Origin of the sequence: Curtobacterium sp. MCJR17_020 (assembly GCF_003234365.2) — a bacterium.
Taxonomy (GTDB): domain Bacteria; phylum Actinomycetota; class Actinomycetes; order Actinomycetales; family Microbacteriaceae; genus Curtobacterium.
The window spans coordinates 1,344,759-1,358,986 of sequence record NZ_CP126260.1 but is presented as its reverse complement, the minus strand read 5'-3'; the positions used below and the strand labels follow the sequence as shown (position 1 = coordinate 1,358,986).

The following is a 14,228-nucleotide window of genomic DNA, read 5'->3' as shown; positions in this document are numbered from 1 at the left end:
GAAGCCGCGGAAACGAGGTACTGAACGCCGACGTTCCTGGTGCGCAACCGGGACGCCGTCCTTCCCCACCACTCGCACGACGCGTACAGTCCCCCGCAAGGTACGACTGGTGGGCGGGGAACGCGATGCGACTGATGACGGGAACGACACTGGTCGTGGCGCTTGCCGCAGCAGCGATGGTCGGCCTGGCGCCGCCAGCGGCCGCGGCCGGGTCGGGGACGATCGCTGTGCAGCTCGCGACGCCGGACGGCACCCCGATCAGGTTGGCCGACGTCGAACTGGCTGCGATCGGCATCGACGCCGTCGTCGGGACCGCCACCACCGATGCCGACGGCACCGCGACGTTCACCGGCATCCCCGCCCCGGACACCGTGACGGTCACCACACGGCAACTCCCGCCGCGCGGAACGCAGACCTACGCCCCCGGACTCCGCTCGGCCATCGTGGTCCGCGGCGGCACGACGGTCGCGGTCACCGTGCCGCTCGTGATCGGCGCCACCGTGCAGGGCGGGGTGGTCGGCCCCTCGGGTCCCGCTGCTGGACGCTTGATGTACGCCTGGAACGAGGACACCTCGCAGGTGTTCCGAACGACCTCGGACAGCGCGGGCCAGTACCGGTTCGTCGGGTTGAGCACCGGGAAGTACCGCATCGAGGCGTACGCCAGCGGCACGGCGTCGCCCGCCGTCTGGAAGACCCGGGTCTACCAGCAGCGCGGGACCCTCCCGGCGTCGCAGGTGACGTTGTCGCAGCACTACGCGCACAGCGACTACGACCTGGTCGTCTACGCCGACACGGCGTCCCGCACCCCGTCGCCGCTGCTCAGTGGCGCGCGCGTCACGGTGACGAACGCGACGACCGGTGCGTCGTTCTCGACCCGGTTCTCGACGCTGCTCGACAGCGAGCAGACGGCGCAGTTCCAGATCCCCTCCGGGCAGTACGTGGTCGAGCTCCGGACAGTGGCGACGACCGCGACGCCGGCGCGTGTGCTGTGGCTCGGACGCCCCGGCGGCGTGTACCGGTACGTGACCGACCGGGCGCAGGCCGTCCCGGTGCGGGTCGTGTTCGGTGGGTTCAACGGCTGGGGTGGGGCGGTGCCGGAAACGTCCGTGGCCGTGGCCGCTTCGACCGCAGCAACGTCGTGATCCACAGGACGGCGCTCCGGGTGACCGAAGCGGAAACGAGCGGAAGCGGCGACGCCGGGCGCGTGGCTGAGTCTGGCTGAGCGGCGCATCGCGCCAGCGGGGCGACGGCCGTGACGGGAGGTGGGCCCCACCCGCCGGTACCAGCGCACCGCGCCAGCGGGGCGACGGCCGTGACGGGAGGTGGGCCCCACCCGCCGGTACCAGCGCACCGCGCCAGCGGGGCGACGGCCGTGACGGGAGGGACGGTGTCAGCTGGCACCGGGCCTCCTGTCCGTCTGGAACACGTACCGGCGCAGCGTTGCGAGGGGGCGGGGACTAGCCGAGGGTGGTCCGTCCGGCGAGGACGGCGAGGGCGACCTCGGCGAGCGGGAGCTGGTTCCGCCGCGCGTGGTCGCGCAGCAGGGAGAACGCGGTCGCGGTGTCCACCCCGTTCCGGTTCGCGATCCACCCCTTCGCCTGCTCGATGACGGTACGGCTGTCGAGTGCTGCTTGCAGTTGCCCCTGCGTCGTCACCGCGTCGTCGATGGTGCGCTGCTGCATGAGCGAGACCGCTGCGATGTCGGCCAGTGCCCGCGCAGCGATGAGGTCGTCCTCGTCGAACGCGCCGGCGGACTCGCCGAACAGGTTGAGCGATCCGATGACGGTGGTCCGGAGCCGCAGCGGGATCGAGTGGACGGCTGTGTACCCGGCGTCAGCCGCGGCCCGGCAGAAGTGCGGCCATCGCGGCTCGGCCACTCGGACGTCGGGGATCGAGACCACGCTCCCCGTCCGCGCTGCCTCGAGACAGGGCCCGTCGCCGACTTCGAGCTGCAGGAGCTCGAGCAGTCCGCTGTGGTGTCCCACCGAGGCGGTGATCTGCAACCGGTGATCCGAGCCGAACAGCATCAGCCCGGCAGCGTGGACGTCGAACAACGCCGCCGACTCGTCCACCAGGTGCTGCAGTCGGCCGGTGAGGTCCTCTGAGCTGGTGGCACTGCCGACCAGCGCGATGATGGTCTGCAACAGTCTTCGTTCGCGGTCGGCGCCCACGGGGGTCACTCCAGATGCTGTGATCAGAAGTGGCCGGTCGTGCCCTGCTCCAGCAGTCGAAGACCGCGTGCCGCCACACTACGGCCCGGGGATGCGAACACGCCTGGCGCCACGGTGACTCCCCGCCGCGACTCTGTGTCAGATCGTGCCGGCGTCGAGGACGAATCGGCACCGGACGTCGCTCCTGAGATCCGGGAACGCTGCCACAGCATCCAGCAACTCGACCACCCCGCGGTCGGCCAGCTCGAGCTGCAGGTCGAGTCGTTCCGCGTCGCAGGGGAAGAGGACAAGAGCCTCGTCACCTAGCGAGCCACGCCAGGATCATCGACGCACGTGGCCCTGCAACAGCTGCGCGCGGCAACCGGAGCGTGAGTCCGGCCACCTCGACGACGTGCTCCAAGTGGAGGTGGAAGTAGAGGTCAACCCATCGACGGACGGGAGGCCCGGCGCGAGCTGGCACCGGGCCTCCCGTCCGACCGTGGTCGCGCTGCAGATCCCCGACCGCGTATCCGGGGCTCGGTCACGACCGAACACGTTGCTCGACAAAGCGTTCCACCTCTGACATGTTAACCACTGACCGGTTGGACTTCACCGTTCATGGAGGGAGCAGTCAATGAGCAAGATCGGTCAGCAGGCTCGTCGAGTTGCTGCAGGCTTCGCCGCAGTAGTTGTCGGTGGGACGGTGTTCCTCGGCGCGATCCCTGCGCATGCGCAGGGTGAGGGAGAGGGGGTCGTCGGCGGGTGGTCCGAGAGCGCCGGGACCATCGATGGTGCAGACACCGGGATGTCGGTGTTCGCGGTGAACCACCGTGGTGCAGCGGAGCGGAAGACGATCAACGGGACGACGCACAAGCGCTCGCACGGTTGGACGACCTGGGCAGGCGTGCAGCACTACACCCGTGCGCGGCTCGAGCACGGCAGCCGCATCATCGCGGACTCCGGCCGGAAGTGGGGCAAGTCCGTCACCGAAGCAGTGACCGTGTGGAAGCCGTTCCGGCCGAACCAGCCGGGCAGCGGTGTCGGCACCGCGAAGACCTACTACGGCAAGTGACACATCGCAGCGGGTGCGAGCCGACAGCTCTCACCCGCTGCGGCGTGAGGAGACGACGTGACGAAGCGACAGCTCACGGTGACAGCTGGCCTGGTCTTGCTGGCCATGCTCCTGACCGTGCTGATCGGAGTGTTCGACGCTCGTCGACGTGTCGTCGCCGTGGAAGGCAACGACCTCCGCGCTGGCCAGAGCGCGTGGGTGACCGCGACGCTCGACGAACTCCGGCGTGCCAGGAGCGCGTTCGAACCGGGAACGAAGGTGTTCGTGGACCTCGAGGAGAAGGTCCGCGCCGTTGCGGTCCTGTCGGGACGGTGGGTGGATGTTCCGCTGCATGACGGGCACTCATTGTCGGGGCGTCCCGGCGAAGCTCTCGTCGGCGCTGACGTCGCCGTCCGCGGTGACGACCTCGCTGTCGGTGGCAAGACGTACACCGTGGTGGGACGCCTTGGCGTGCGGGCGGACAGTCTGCTGTCCGGTGATGTGGTCCTCGCCGATCCGTCGCAGTTCTCGGGGTCACCACAGCGGCTGCTCCTGGACGGCCCGAACAGTGTCCGCCACTACAACGCACAGTTCCCTGGCCGAAGCGTCGAGATCATCGACGACGGCACGAACCGCAGGACGAACGTCGACGCCGTGTCGCCGGTCCTGGTCGCGCTCAGCGCGCTCGTCGTCGTGCTCATCGCCGTGGTCGCAGGTCTGCAGGCTGGACGATGGGAACTCCGCACCGCCGCCGTCCGCTTCACCACCGGGTTCCGACCGCTGAACACCCTTCGCAGCGCTGCCGCCAGAGTCGCTGTGATCGGCACCGCCGCCTGTACGACCGCTCTCGCGGGCGCGGCGGTCGTCAGGCAGACCATCACCCTCGACCTCGACGTCACCACCGCCGTCATCGCGGTCGGAAGCGTCGTGTTTGCCGTGTCCGTCGCTTCGTTCTGGCAGGGAAGCCGTCGATGGAACTGCTGAACGACCTCCGGTCCAACTGGCCGATCATCGTCGCCAAGATCGTCCTGCTCGTGCTGCTCGCACTCTGCTGGTACAACGTGGCGTCGTTCACCCAGTCCGCATCGCAGGCCGTGGCCCAGGGACTGTCCGCTGATGCCGACGTCGACCTCTACACGGTGGTCGACGATCTCGACCCGGACGCTTTCGAAGCGATCCGGCAAGACCAGCACGCGCTCGACGAAGTCGCCTCGTTCGTCGACCGCATCGACGACGAGCCCGGATTCGACCTCATCTCCTCGTACGACCAACCCGTCACCGTGCAGGACTTCCGCGGCGACGACCGCTTCGACGTCGGTTACGGCACCGAGTACACACTCAACGGGAAGTACCAGGACGAATCGGGGCGAAGTGTTCAGGACATCAAGTCAATCCAACTCAACGAGACCGCGTACGAGTTCGCGGGGCTCTCCGTGCAGGACGGCGAGCCGATCGAGTGGGATGCCGTCGACTGGGGGTCCGGCCAGATGCCGGTGCTCCTGGGCGCTGAGTACCGCGGCGTGTACGAGCTCGGACAGCGACTCACCGGCTCGGTCATCCTGCAGGAGCAGGAGCTTGAGGTCGTCGGTTTCCTCGAACCGAACAGTGCGATGTACTTCCGCGGTGATGCCAACCACTACCTCGACGACACCGCCATCGTGCCCTACCCGCCGACACTCGCCGGACTCGACCGAGTAGCACTCGACCGGCTGGATCCCGAGCTGTTCGGACGCCTGGTGTTCCAGGTACTCAACGCCGACCTCGCCGTCGATCGCAGCCTCGATTTCGGTGGCGTCGTCGCGCGACTCGACGCGATCGGAGACGACACCGGTTTCCGGTCGTACAGGTTGCTCGGAGTACCGACCTACCTCGTGCAGCTCTCCCTCGTCCGCCAGCTCATCCAGGACAACCTGGTGCTCGTCACCGCGCTGCTCGTCTCGCTCACCGCGGGAGTGGGCATCATCACGGCGTTCCTCAACCGGCTCCTGCATCACCGTCGAGCGCCAGTCGCGCGGGTGCACCATCTCCTCGGCAAGAGTCCGGACCGCACGAACCGACTGTTCCGCGCGAGCCGCCTCACGGAGTTCACCGCCGCGATCGGGCTGTTCCTCGCGACGAGCGCGGTGCTCCCCAACGACAGTGCGCTGGCTCGATTCGGCGCGGGTGCCGCCCTGCTCCTCTGGTGCGTGGTGGACGGCGCATTCAGCCGACGAGCCGTCCGCATCGAACTGACCACCCGACATCGAAGAGGTACCCCACGATGATCACGCTGCGCGACGTCTCGAAGACGATCACCGAGCCTGACGGATCGACCAGAACGCTGTTCGACCGACTGAACTTCGCCCTTCGCGAGGACGATCGCTCAGTCGCGATCACTGGGCGGAGCGGATCCGGCAAGAGCACGCTGCTCCGGATCCTCGCCGGTCTCGACACCGACTTCACGGGGACCTACGAGCACGACGGGCGCGTGCTCGAGCGCACCGCACGCAGGATGGCGGAACACCGGCTCCGACACATCGGCATCGTCACACAGGACCACAGCCTGCTCGGCGACCGCAGTGTGCTCGACAACGTCCGACTCGGAGCCCCTGCTCGTGCTGACTCGGCAGACCGAGCGCGTGACGCCCTCGAGGCAGTCGGCATCAGTCACCTCGCTGGCAAGCGCCCACGGCGGCTTTCGGGAGGAGAAGCGCAGCGCGTCGCGATCGCTCGAGCCATCGCGAAGCGCCCCGCCGTCGTCCTCGCCGATGAGCCCACCGGCGCACTGGACGAGACGACCGAAGACGACGTGCTCGCCCTCTTCGATCAGCTGCAGCAAGCCGGCACCAAGTTCGTGATCGTCACCCACAGTGCGCGCGTTGCGCAGCGATGCGGACGGCAACTCCACCTGCAACACGAACAGCTCATCGAGTGCGGTGTCTGATCGAAGCAGGAGCCAACCATCACGGGCGCAGTCATCACGAGGGGCAGCATTGTGTTCGTTCGATCGGGGCCGCTTCCGAGTCCCCACGCAGCGAGCGCAGACCGTCAACGAGCTCTTCCGGATACGCCTGAGCACCGTCCGGTCACCCCCGGGTCAATCGCTGTTCACCCGCTGCCGCTAACTCTGTTTGTCGGACCGCCGCCCGAGGGTCCCGATACCGGAGAGCCCATGAACACCCGCACTGCACTGTCCTGCGTCGCCGTCGCTACCCTCGCCTCGCTGATGCTCGCGGAACCGGCGCACGCCGCCGACGACGCCGCCAGCTTCTACAGCAGCAAGCAGCCCTACATCGCCCCCAGCCAGTCGGACATCGACGCCTATTCGCCGGCACCGACGGGCTACGCACCCGTCGCTACGGAGTCGGTCTCCCGGCACGGATCTCGGGGGCTCTCCGCGTACAAGTACGACGCGCTGCTACACCGTCTCGCCGCGACCGCGCAGGCCGAGAACGGGTTCCTGACTCCTGAGATCGGGAGGGAGTTCTCCGCGAACCTCGACGCCATCACCGCGGCGAACGTCGCGAACGGCTACGGCATGCTCACCGGTCAGGGCGCCGCTCAGCACCAGGGCATCGGAGCGCGAGCCGCACAGCGCAACAAGCAGCTGTTCGCAGCTGCGGCCAAGACGGGCGGGCGCGTCGTCGCCGAGACCTCGGGTGAGTCTCGCGCCACGGAGTCGGGCGAGAACTTCTTGCGGGGCTTCGGGGCCGCGGGCGTCAAGCTCGAACCGCGCCCCGACCTGCTCTACTTCCACGAGGTCGAGAACCCGGACGGCACCGACAAGGCCGAGGGGTCACCCGAGCGCAAGCGCGCACAGGCGTACGAGGACTACATCGCCCAACAGACCGGTGACGGCGGCACGATCGCGGCGGCCTTGCAGTACATCGAGGCGAAGCCGCGATCGGTCGAGGCGGCGAAGGACCTGCTCTCCGGCATCTTCACGCCCGAGTTCATCTCCGCGATCGGCACGGACAAGGCACACATCTGGTACAACACCGCCGACGGCTCGAAGGGCGGCGCGGTGGCGTGCGCGCCCGGCGCCGACACGAAGGCCGATCCCGATGCCTGCGGCGATCCGAAGAAGTCGATCAAGAGCACCGTCGATGCGGCGATGGCGCTGTACAACCTGTACATCATCGCTGCCGACATGCACGAGGAGAACGTCGCTCCGCACGAGTTCGACTTCGCGCAGTACTTCGCTGGCCGACCGGCGGATGCCGAGTGGTTCGCGTACTTGCTCGACGCCGAGGACTTCTACGAGAAGGGCCCGAGCCTCACCGGTCACGACGAGACCTACTCGATCGCCAAGCCCCTGCTCGACGACTTCTTCGCCACGATCGACGCCCGCGTCGCCGGCGGCGACGTGGTCGGGACCTTCCGCTTCGCACACGCCGAGACGATCATCCCGTTCGCTGCGCTGTTGCGTCTGCCAGGATTGACCGTTGCTGCGCCCGACAACGCCGCTCCGGCATCGGACGCGGACATCTACGACTACGCCACCAACCCGTGGCGAGGTTCTGCGGTGACGCCGATGGCTGCGAACGTGCAGTGGGACGTCGTGTCGCGAGCGGGCATCGACCCCGCTACCGGAGCGGCCTACACGCCGCTCGTGCGCATGCTCTACAACGAGCGGGAGATCGCGTTCGCCTCCGGGTGCCGTGCAGTCGCCGCAGGGTCGAACTGGGTCAAGGAGACCGAGCTCAAGCACTGCCTCACCGGCACGGCGATGACCGAGAGCCCGCTGATCGCCGCAGCCACGCCGGGACCGACCGCGACACCCACTGCGGAGTCCACGCAGACCCCGACCGTGACACCAGCGACGCAGGGCACCGGCACACCGACGGCCCGGGCGACGGGCACGCTGGCCGCGACCGGAGCGCAGTCGCCCGTTGGACCGGCGTTGCTCGCGACACTACTCCTCCTGGCCGGTGCCGGGACGCTGGCACTGCGTCGCCGGCGTCGTCAGACCGAGTGACACCGATGCGGAGTGGCGGCTTCCCTCGGTGACCGAGCCACTACCGGTCACCGTGGACGAGGGGTGGTCATCGGGGTGCCCCTGCGAGACTCGCCAGATGGACCTCGACGACCTCGGCCAGCGGATCTGCATCCTGGGGCCATCGAACAGCGGCAAGTCAACCCTCGCGGCAGCCATCGGCCGAGCCCGCTCGCTCCCTGTGATCCACCTCGACCAGTACCGCCACCTGCCCGGAACACAGTGGGTCGAGCGCCCGGACACCGATTTTGAGCGCATGCACAACGAGGCGATGAACAGCGATCAGTGGGTCATCGACGGCAACTACTCGCGCTGGCTCCCCGGCCGGTTACGGCGAGCGACTGGTCTGGTGCTCCTGGACGCCTCGACGGCAGCAAGCATCGTCCGTTACTTCCGTCGCAGTCTCTTCGAGCCCGACCGTGCTGGGAGCTTGGGCGGTACTCGCGACCGTGTCCGCATCGAGATGGTCCGGTTCTTGCTCGGACCCGCCAGGAAGCACCGTCCCCGGTATCGGCATGTCTTCGACGAGTTCGATCGGCCGAAAGTGTCCCTGCCGAACCGTGCGGCCTTGGAGGAGTACTACCGCCGGAACAACCTGGCTCGGCGAAGTCCATGACCACTGACCCCTCCGATAGACGATCGGGTACCGAGACAGAAACGGGTGGTGTGCGAACTGTCTTGCTCGCAGCGTTGCGCTCTGCCAGCGTTGGCGCATGGGCGACGACGTGACCACGCTGCGTCGAGTGCCCGGGTTCCGCGCGTACTGGTCTGCCGCGACCGTCTCGTCGTTCGGATCGGCAGTGAGCGCGGTCGCCGTACCGGTTCTCGTGGTGACGGTTCTGCACGCCAGCCCCCTCGAGGTGGGGCTGGTGAACGCTGCCCAGTTCCTGCCGTACGCGTTGTTCGGTCTGATCATCGGCGCGTACGTCGATCGGTTCCGGCGCAAGCCACTTCTGATCTGGGCGAGCGTCGGTCGTGGCGTGTGCCTGGGCGCGATCCCGGTGCTCTGGTCGACCGGGCTCTTGAACCTCTGGGTGACCGCGGCGGCCTTGTTCGTGTTCGGCATCTTGTCCGTTGTGGGATTCGCCGCGACGCAGTCCCTCCTCCCCCGGATCGTGCCTCGCTCTCTCCTCCTGGCGGCGAATGCACGGGTGGATCAGAGTGACGCGGCAGCGCAGACGGCGGGTCCGGCTCTCGGAGGTGTCCTGGTCAGCATCGCGACCGCGCCGTTCGCGATCGCTCTCGACGCGGTCAGCTACTTCGTCGATGCCGTCCTCATCGCGCGAGTCCGCGTCATCGAGCAGCAGCCAGCGCGTCCCGCGGGTACGAGGTTGCGGAGGGACATCGCTGAAGGCCTGCGGTGGACGTACGGCCATCCGATGCTCGCACCGCTGGCGCTGTCGACACATCTCTGGTTCCTGGCCAACGCCGCCGGGTTGACGGTGTTCGCGACACTCGCGCTCCGCACCCTCGCGCTCCCAGCGGCCGTGTACGGGGGCATCCTCGCCCTCAGCGGCGTCGCGATGCTCCTCGGCGCCACTGCGGCGCCGCGCCTCGGCATCCGCTTCGGTGCCGGCCGGACGATCATCGCCGCTCGAGCCGCGTACCCGATCGCGTGGGCGGCCATCGCGCTCGCGACCGTTGGCATCGCCGTCGCAGCACCGCCGGCGACCGTCGTGGTCTTGTTCGCCGCCTTCGCCGTCCACGGCCTCGCGGCGGGGTGCGAGAACGCGAACGAGATGAGCCTCCGGCAGACCGTCACACCCGATGCGCTCCTCGGTCGGGTGAACGGCACGATGCGCAGCGCGAACAGAACCCTTGCGGCTGCGGGAGCAGTGAGCGGCGGCGCTCTGATGACCGTCGCTGGGGATGGCGTCGCGCTGTTCGCGGTGGCCATCGTGTTCGCTGGCGCCGTCGTCGTGGCGATGTCCTCACCGCTCAGGACGAACTCCGGTCGATAGAGAATCGACTATCGAACGGCAGGCACTCGACTGTCCTTTTTTCGTGCGCCGGTACCGGCGCACCGCGCCAGCGGGGCGACCGCCGTGCCGGGAGGGACGGTGCCAGCTGGCACCGGGCCTCCCGTCCGCAGTTTCAGCCTTCAGACCCCGCGACCGGTGGCGATCACCGGTCACCTTCTGATCGCTCCATCGCGCGGCGTTCACGACTGAAGAACTCGGCGAACATCTCCCGTTTCGCCGCGTGCGAATCGGGCTCGAGTTCGAGTCCCTCCATGTTGAGGCCGGTCCCGAAGAGTCGCAGGATTCCCGGACCATTCCGACCCGTGGTCTCGAGGGACACCGAGAACAGCGTCGGCGACATCGCCGGTACCCTCTCGCAATGGCTGGTCGCCACCAGGGACAGCGTCGTCGAGTGGGCATTGGTCTGTCTCGCTGCGACCCGCCGCGGTGATGTCCTCGCCCTCCTGCGACCCGTCGAGCAGGCTCACGGCTCGTCTGGAGACGCGGGCACCGTCGTCCTGTCCGCCCTTCGTGGGAGACCTGCAATGTAGGCGGTCAGGACGGCGACTGGGTCGAGCGGTGCAACCGCGGCCGTGCGGTACAGCAACATCGCGTCGATGAGGCCGACGAGATCGACCGCCGCGCGGTCAGGGTCAGCCACTCGGAGCGCGTCGAGGAGCGATCGAGCTGCTTCGTTCAGCCGGGCGCGCACCGGGTCGGCCCCGGTGAGCGGCGTGCGGAGTTCCTCGTCCTCTCGGAGGTCGAGCAGGAGTGCGAGGCGAGCCGCCTGCGCTTCTGCTCGTGCTGCGAGTTGTTCGAGGAACGCGGCCGCGATGTGCACGACAGCAGCGTCGTCGAGGTCGTCGGGGATCTGCAGTGCGCCGAGCTCGGCGGAGAGTTGCGCTGTGACGCGGGCGACCACGAGGGCTGTCAGCTCACGGCGCGTGCGGGCGTAGTACGACGTCGACCCCGCGGCAAGCCCGGCCTCGGCGTCGACTGCGCGATGTGTGAGCGCGCGGACACCTCCGCGCGCTGTGAGCCTGATTCCCGCATCTGCGAGCAGTTCCCGCCGATCCATACCTGTCCCTTCGGCCTCTACTATCGTAGTGTTCTCTACGGACGTAGAGGATGGGTGGGCTCATGCGAGTAGTAGTTGTCGGCGGCGGGATCTCCGGTGCCGCGATCAGCCGGGCGGTGGAAGCACGAGGATGTTCGGTCACGCAGCTGTCCCGGTCGACGGGTTTCGACGTGTTGCGCGACGACGCAACCGCTGCGCTTGCCGGTGCGGACGTGATCATCGAGACGACTGGACAGTTCACGACGAGCAGGAGAGCGGCCACGCAGTTCTTCACGGGGTCGACCCGCGCGATCGGCACGGCAGCCGGTGCGATCGGGGCGCACCACGTGCTGCTCTCCATCGTCAACTGCATGCGTCCCGAGGTGCAGGGGTACGGCTACTTCGCCGGCAAGACCGCGCAGGAAGCAGTCGGGCGTTCCGTGAGCCCGCACCTCACGATCGTGCGCTCCACGCAGTGGTTCGAGTTCGCCCGGCAGAACCTCGAGCGGATGCGCGTCGGACCCATCGCCCTGGTCCCGAGCATGATGATCGCTCCGGTTGCACTCGATGCCGTGGCAGCGGTGGTCGCCGACGTCGTGGTCGGCGAACGCTCCGCGCGAGAGGTCGAGGTCGCTGGTCCCGACACCACGACGCTGTGGACGATGACGAAGGCGCTGCCCGACCCCGGGGTGATCCCGGTGCCCCTGCCGATCCCGGGCCGGATGGGGCGAGCGTTCCGCGGTGGCGTCCTCCTGCCGGCTCGCGAAATCGAGATCGTCGGCCCGGGCTTCCGCGACTGGATCACCGAGACGTGAATCTCGACGACGGACCGGCCGGTTCGGCATTGACCACCGGACCGCTGACCATCTCGCTGCGCATTCGGGAACAGCGGATCAGAACGGTCGCTCCTCAGACCGGGTCGGCCTGCCGCGGGAAAGCGCTCCGAGGTGGGATTCCAGTGTGTGAAACGATCGACGGGTGGAAGATCGGCAGCTGACCCAGGAACTTGCTTGGCGTGGAAGAACTGTCCGATGGGACCGCATCGGGTCAGGGCCGGCGCTGGTGTTCCTGCACGGGACGCCGTGGTCATCCTGGCTCTGGCGTCCGATCGCGCTCGCGATGGCCGGGCGGTTCACGGTCTACCTCTGGGACATGCCGGGGTACGGCGCGTCGTCCAAGGATCCGTCGCATGCTGTCGACCTCGGGACGCAAGGCGAACTGTTCGCAGCGCTCCTCGAACACTGGGGACTCGATCGGCCGCACGTCGTCGCGCATGACTTCGGCGGCGCCGTCGCGCTCCGAGCGCGTCTCCTCCACGGAGCCAAATTCGCCTCGCTGTGCCTCGTCGACGTGGTGGCGCTCGCTCCCTGGGGATCGCCCTTCTTCAAGCTCGTCCAAGAGCACGCTCGGGTCTTCGAACAACTTCCTTCAGCGGTGCACCGAGGTGCCGTAGAGGCCTACATCAGCGGCGCCAGTCACAAGGGCCTCCGTGTCGACGAGCTGCGGATGCTCGTCGATCCCTGGTCGGACGAGGAAGGTCAGCCGGCGTTCTACCGTCAGATAGCGCAAGCGGACGAGCGCTTCACGACCGAGATCGAAACGGAGTTGGGCAGGCTCACCGAGCCCGTGCACATCGTCTGGGGGACGGAGGACACCTGGATACCCGCGGACCGAGCTCGTCGACTCAACGACGCCATCCCGCACGCCTCGGTCACGCTCATCCCGGAAGCAGGACACCTCATCCAGCTCGATGCGCCAGCAGCGCTGTCCGCCGAGCTCACCAACTGGATGGCCACCACCGACGCTCGCACCGCGATGCGCGAAGCTGCCGTTCCCATCGCGGAGTAGCGACGAAGAGGTGTCCCGGCGCGCCATCATCACACGGACGGAGTCCGTGCTCGGCTCAGATCGGCGTGACCTCGTGAGCGCGGAAGAAGTAGCCGTCCTGCCCCGGTGGGTACGGCTCGACGTCGAACCGAACGCGATCCCCGGGCTGGAGCGTGTGATTCCCGCCCGTGCTCAGGTTCGCGAAGTGCACGAACACCTCAGACGCGACATCGTCCGAACGGAGCGCACCCCACCCGTTCTCATCACTCCACCAGACACACTCGCCCCCGACGTTCCGCATGAGCAGACGCTATCGCTCGGTGCGATCCGGTGAACGATCGGTCAGCGATCAGAACTGTCGTACGGTCCGCACGACGTTGGGCAACGTGATCGGATCGAGCACCCCGTGGTGGACTGCCCACACCACCCACAGCATCTGGGCGGGCAGGGCGACGACGACCAACACCGTCATCGCGGCCATCACTCTGACGGTCCATCGCAGGACAGCTTGCGGGCCGAACCGTGCGGACGGATCGAGCCGCTCGGAAAGTTGCCACCCGATCACCGCGGCCGCGCCGGTGATCGCAACCAGCCACCATGTCGGATGCGACTGGAAGTCGAACTCGCTGTCTGGCACACCGGGCTGTGTCGCCGAGACCTGCCATGCCGACGCGACGGCCTGCACGACCACGAACATCACGGCCCATCCGGCCAGGCGAGGCCCGTCGATCGCCACCGGACCGATTCGGCGTCTGCCGCCGTGCCGCGCATCGGTCGTCGTCGTCGTGGACATGAGATGAGCATGGCAGAACGACCACCCGTTGCAACGACCCATTCGAGCCGAAGAGTCGGCGTCAGATGGGTCGGTGCTGAGCTGCTCCGCGGGTTAGCATCGCCCTGGGGCGGATGGTCTGCCACCAAGGGGGACACAGTGTCGGACATCATCGCGGTCGGGGAACACAAGAAACGGGTGCAGTTCAAGCTCCGCATCCAGATGGTCGCGTTCATCGCAGCGGTCGTCGGCGGCGGAGCATTCGGCATCAACGGCGCCGCTCACCTGAACAGTGCCGCGCTCGGGGCCATCGGCCTCGTGGGACTGGGCGTGGCGATCATCGCGTACGTGTGGTCACGCATCTACGGGCTCGTCATCATCGCGAAGCACCAGGGACCGCCGAACCTGCGCTGACCGCGGTCCGGGTGCCGCACT

The 14,228-nt window shown here is 68.0% G+C and carries 17 protein-coding genes; 12 read left to right on the top strand and 5 right to left on the bottom strand.

All coding sequences use genetic code 11. The features are described from left to right. Positions 1–134 precede the first annotated feature (134 nt). Positions 135–1,142, top strand: a complete 1,008-nt coding sequence (locus tag DEJ14_RS06495; RefSeq protein ID WP_146249838.1) for a carboxypeptidase-like regulatory domain-containing protein — start codon at positions 135–137, stop codon at positions 1,140–1,142. Positions 1,143–1,457: 315 nt separating this feature from the next. On the opposite strand, the gene DEJ14_RS06490 is transcribed toward DEJ14_RS06495, so the two are convergent. Then, a complete protein-coding gene (locus tag DEJ14_RS06490; RefSeq protein ID WP_131845526.1) occupies positions 1,458–2,144 on the bottom strand; it encodes a GAF and ANTAR domain-containing protein in 687 nt (228 codons plus the stop codon). Positions 2,145–2,306: 162 nt separating this feature from the next. Here DEJ14_RS06490 and DEJ14_RS06485 point away from each other — a divergent pair, with 162 nt between their 5' ends. From DEJ14_RS06485 to DEJ14_RS06450, 8 genes are all read left to right on the top strand, one after another. After that, a complete protein-coding gene (locus DEJ14_RS06485) occupies positions 2,307–2,477 on the top strand; it encodes a hypothetical protein (protein ID WP_165901340.1) in 171 nt (56 codons plus the stop codon). Between the two features lie 307 nt (positions 2,478–2,784). After that, complete coding sequence (locus DEJ14_RS06480) at positions 2,785–3,222, top strand: hypothetical protein (RefSeq protein ID WP_146249839.1); 438 nt, start codon at positions 2,785–2,787, stop codon at positions 3,220–3,222. A 57-nt stretch (positions 3,223–3,279) separates the two neighbouring features. Continuing rightward, positions 3,280–4,185, top strand: coding sequence for a hypothetical protein (locus tag DEJ14_RS06475; RefSeq protein WP_111086722.1), 906 nt, complete (start codon positions 3,280–3,282; stop codon positions 4,183–4,185). Continuing rightward, positions 4,173–5,465 (top strand): hypothetical protein, encoded by a 1,293-nt coding sequence (locus DEJ14_RS06470; RefSeq protein ID WP_111086723.1) that lies wholly within the window; start codon positions 4,173–4,175, stop codon positions 5,463–5,465. Before DEJ14_RS06475 ends, DEJ14_RS06470 begins: the two co-directional genes overlap by 13 nt. Next, positions 5,462–6,124, top strand: a complete 663-nt coding sequence (locus DEJ14_RS06465; RefSeq protein ID WP_111086724.1) for an ABC transporter ATP-binding protein — start codon at positions 5,462–5,464, stop codon at positions 6,122–6,124. Before DEJ14_RS06470 ends, DEJ14_RS06465 begins: the two co-directional genes overlap by 4 nt. A gap of 228 nt (positions 6,125–6,352) precedes the next feature. Beyond that, a complete protein-coding gene (locus tag DEJ14_RS06460; protein ID WP_111086725.1) occupies positions 6,353–8,158 on the top strand; it encodes a histidine-type phosphatase in 1,806 nt (601 codons plus the stop codon). A 97-nt stretch (positions 8,159–8,255) separates the two neighbouring features. After that, complete coding sequence (locus tag DEJ14_RS06455; RefSeq protein WP_111086739.1) at positions 8,256–8,792, top strand: P-loop NTPase family protein; 537 nt, start codon at positions 8,256–8,258, stop codon at positions 8,790–8,792. 97 nt (positions 8,793–8,889) lie between these two features. Then, a complete protein-coding gene (locus DEJ14_RS06450; protein ID WP_111086726.1) occupies positions 8,890–10,137 on the top strand; it encodes an MFS transporter in 1,248 nt (415 codons plus the stop codon). A 163-nt stretch (positions 10,138–10,300) separates the two neighbouring features. Here DEJ14_RS06450 and DEJ14_RS06445 read toward each other — a convergent pair whose 3' ends face one another. After that, positions 10,301–10,531 carry a hypothetical protein gene (locus DEJ14_RS06445; protein ID WP_284180434.1) on the bottom strand — a complete coding sequence of 77 codons (231 nt, stop codon included), beginning with the start codon at positions 10,529–10,531 and terminating at the stop codon, positions 10,301–10,303. A gap of 90 nt (positions 10,532–10,621) precedes the next feature. After that, positions 10,622–11,059, bottom strand: a complete 438-nt coding sequence (locus tag DEJ14_RS06440) for a hypothetical protein (RefSeq protein WP_220036467.1) — start codon at positions 11,057–11,059, stop codon at positions 10,622–10,624. A gap of 218 nt (positions 11,060–11,277) precedes the next feature. Between DEJ14_RS06440 and DEJ14_RS06435 the strand changes: the two genes are divergently transcribed. Both DEJ14_RS06435 and DEJ14_RS06430 read left to right on the top strand, forming a co-directional pair. Next, positions 11,278–12,009 (top strand): SDR family oxidoreductase, encoded by a 732-nt coding sequence (locus tag DEJ14_RS06435; protein ID WP_111086740.1) that lies wholly within the window; start codon positions 11,278–11,280, stop codon positions 12,007–12,009. A 163-nt stretch (positions 12,010–12,172) separates the two neighbouring features. After that, a complete protein-coding gene (locus DEJ14_RS06430; RefSeq protein WP_111086729.1) occupies positions 12,173–13,042 on the top strand; it encodes an alpha/beta fold hydrolase in 870 nt (289 codons plus the stop codon). 55 nt (positions 13,043–13,097) lie between these two features. On the opposite strand, the gene DEJ14_RS06425 is transcribed toward DEJ14_RS06430, so the two are convergent. Together DEJ14_RS06425 and DEJ14_RS06420 are read right to left on the bottom strand one after the other, a co-directional pair. Beyond that, the gene (locus DEJ14_RS06425; protein WP_111086730.1) at positions 13,098–13,322 is read right to left on the bottom strand and encodes a cold-shock protein; all 225 of its coding nucleotides are present in this window, start codon (positions 13,320–13,322) and stop codon (positions 13,098–13,100) included. A 48-nt stretch (positions 13,323–13,370) separates the two neighbouring features. Next, positions 13,371–13,814: a hypothetical protein gene (locus DEJ14_RS06420; RefSeq protein ID WP_146249840.1), complete on the bottom strand. Its 444-nt coding sequence runs from the start codon at positions 13,812–13,814 to the stop codon at positions 13,371–13,373. A 138-nt stretch (positions 13,815–13,952) separates the two neighbouring features. On the opposite strand from DEJ14_RS06420, the gene DEJ14_RS06415 reads away from it, so the two are divergent. Further along, entirely contained in the window at positions 13,953–14,207 is a 255-nt protein-coding gene (locus DEJ14_RS06415; RefSeq protein WP_111086732.1) for a hypothetical protein, read from the top strand. The last annotated feature ends 21 nt before the right edge of the window (positions 14,208–14,228 follow it).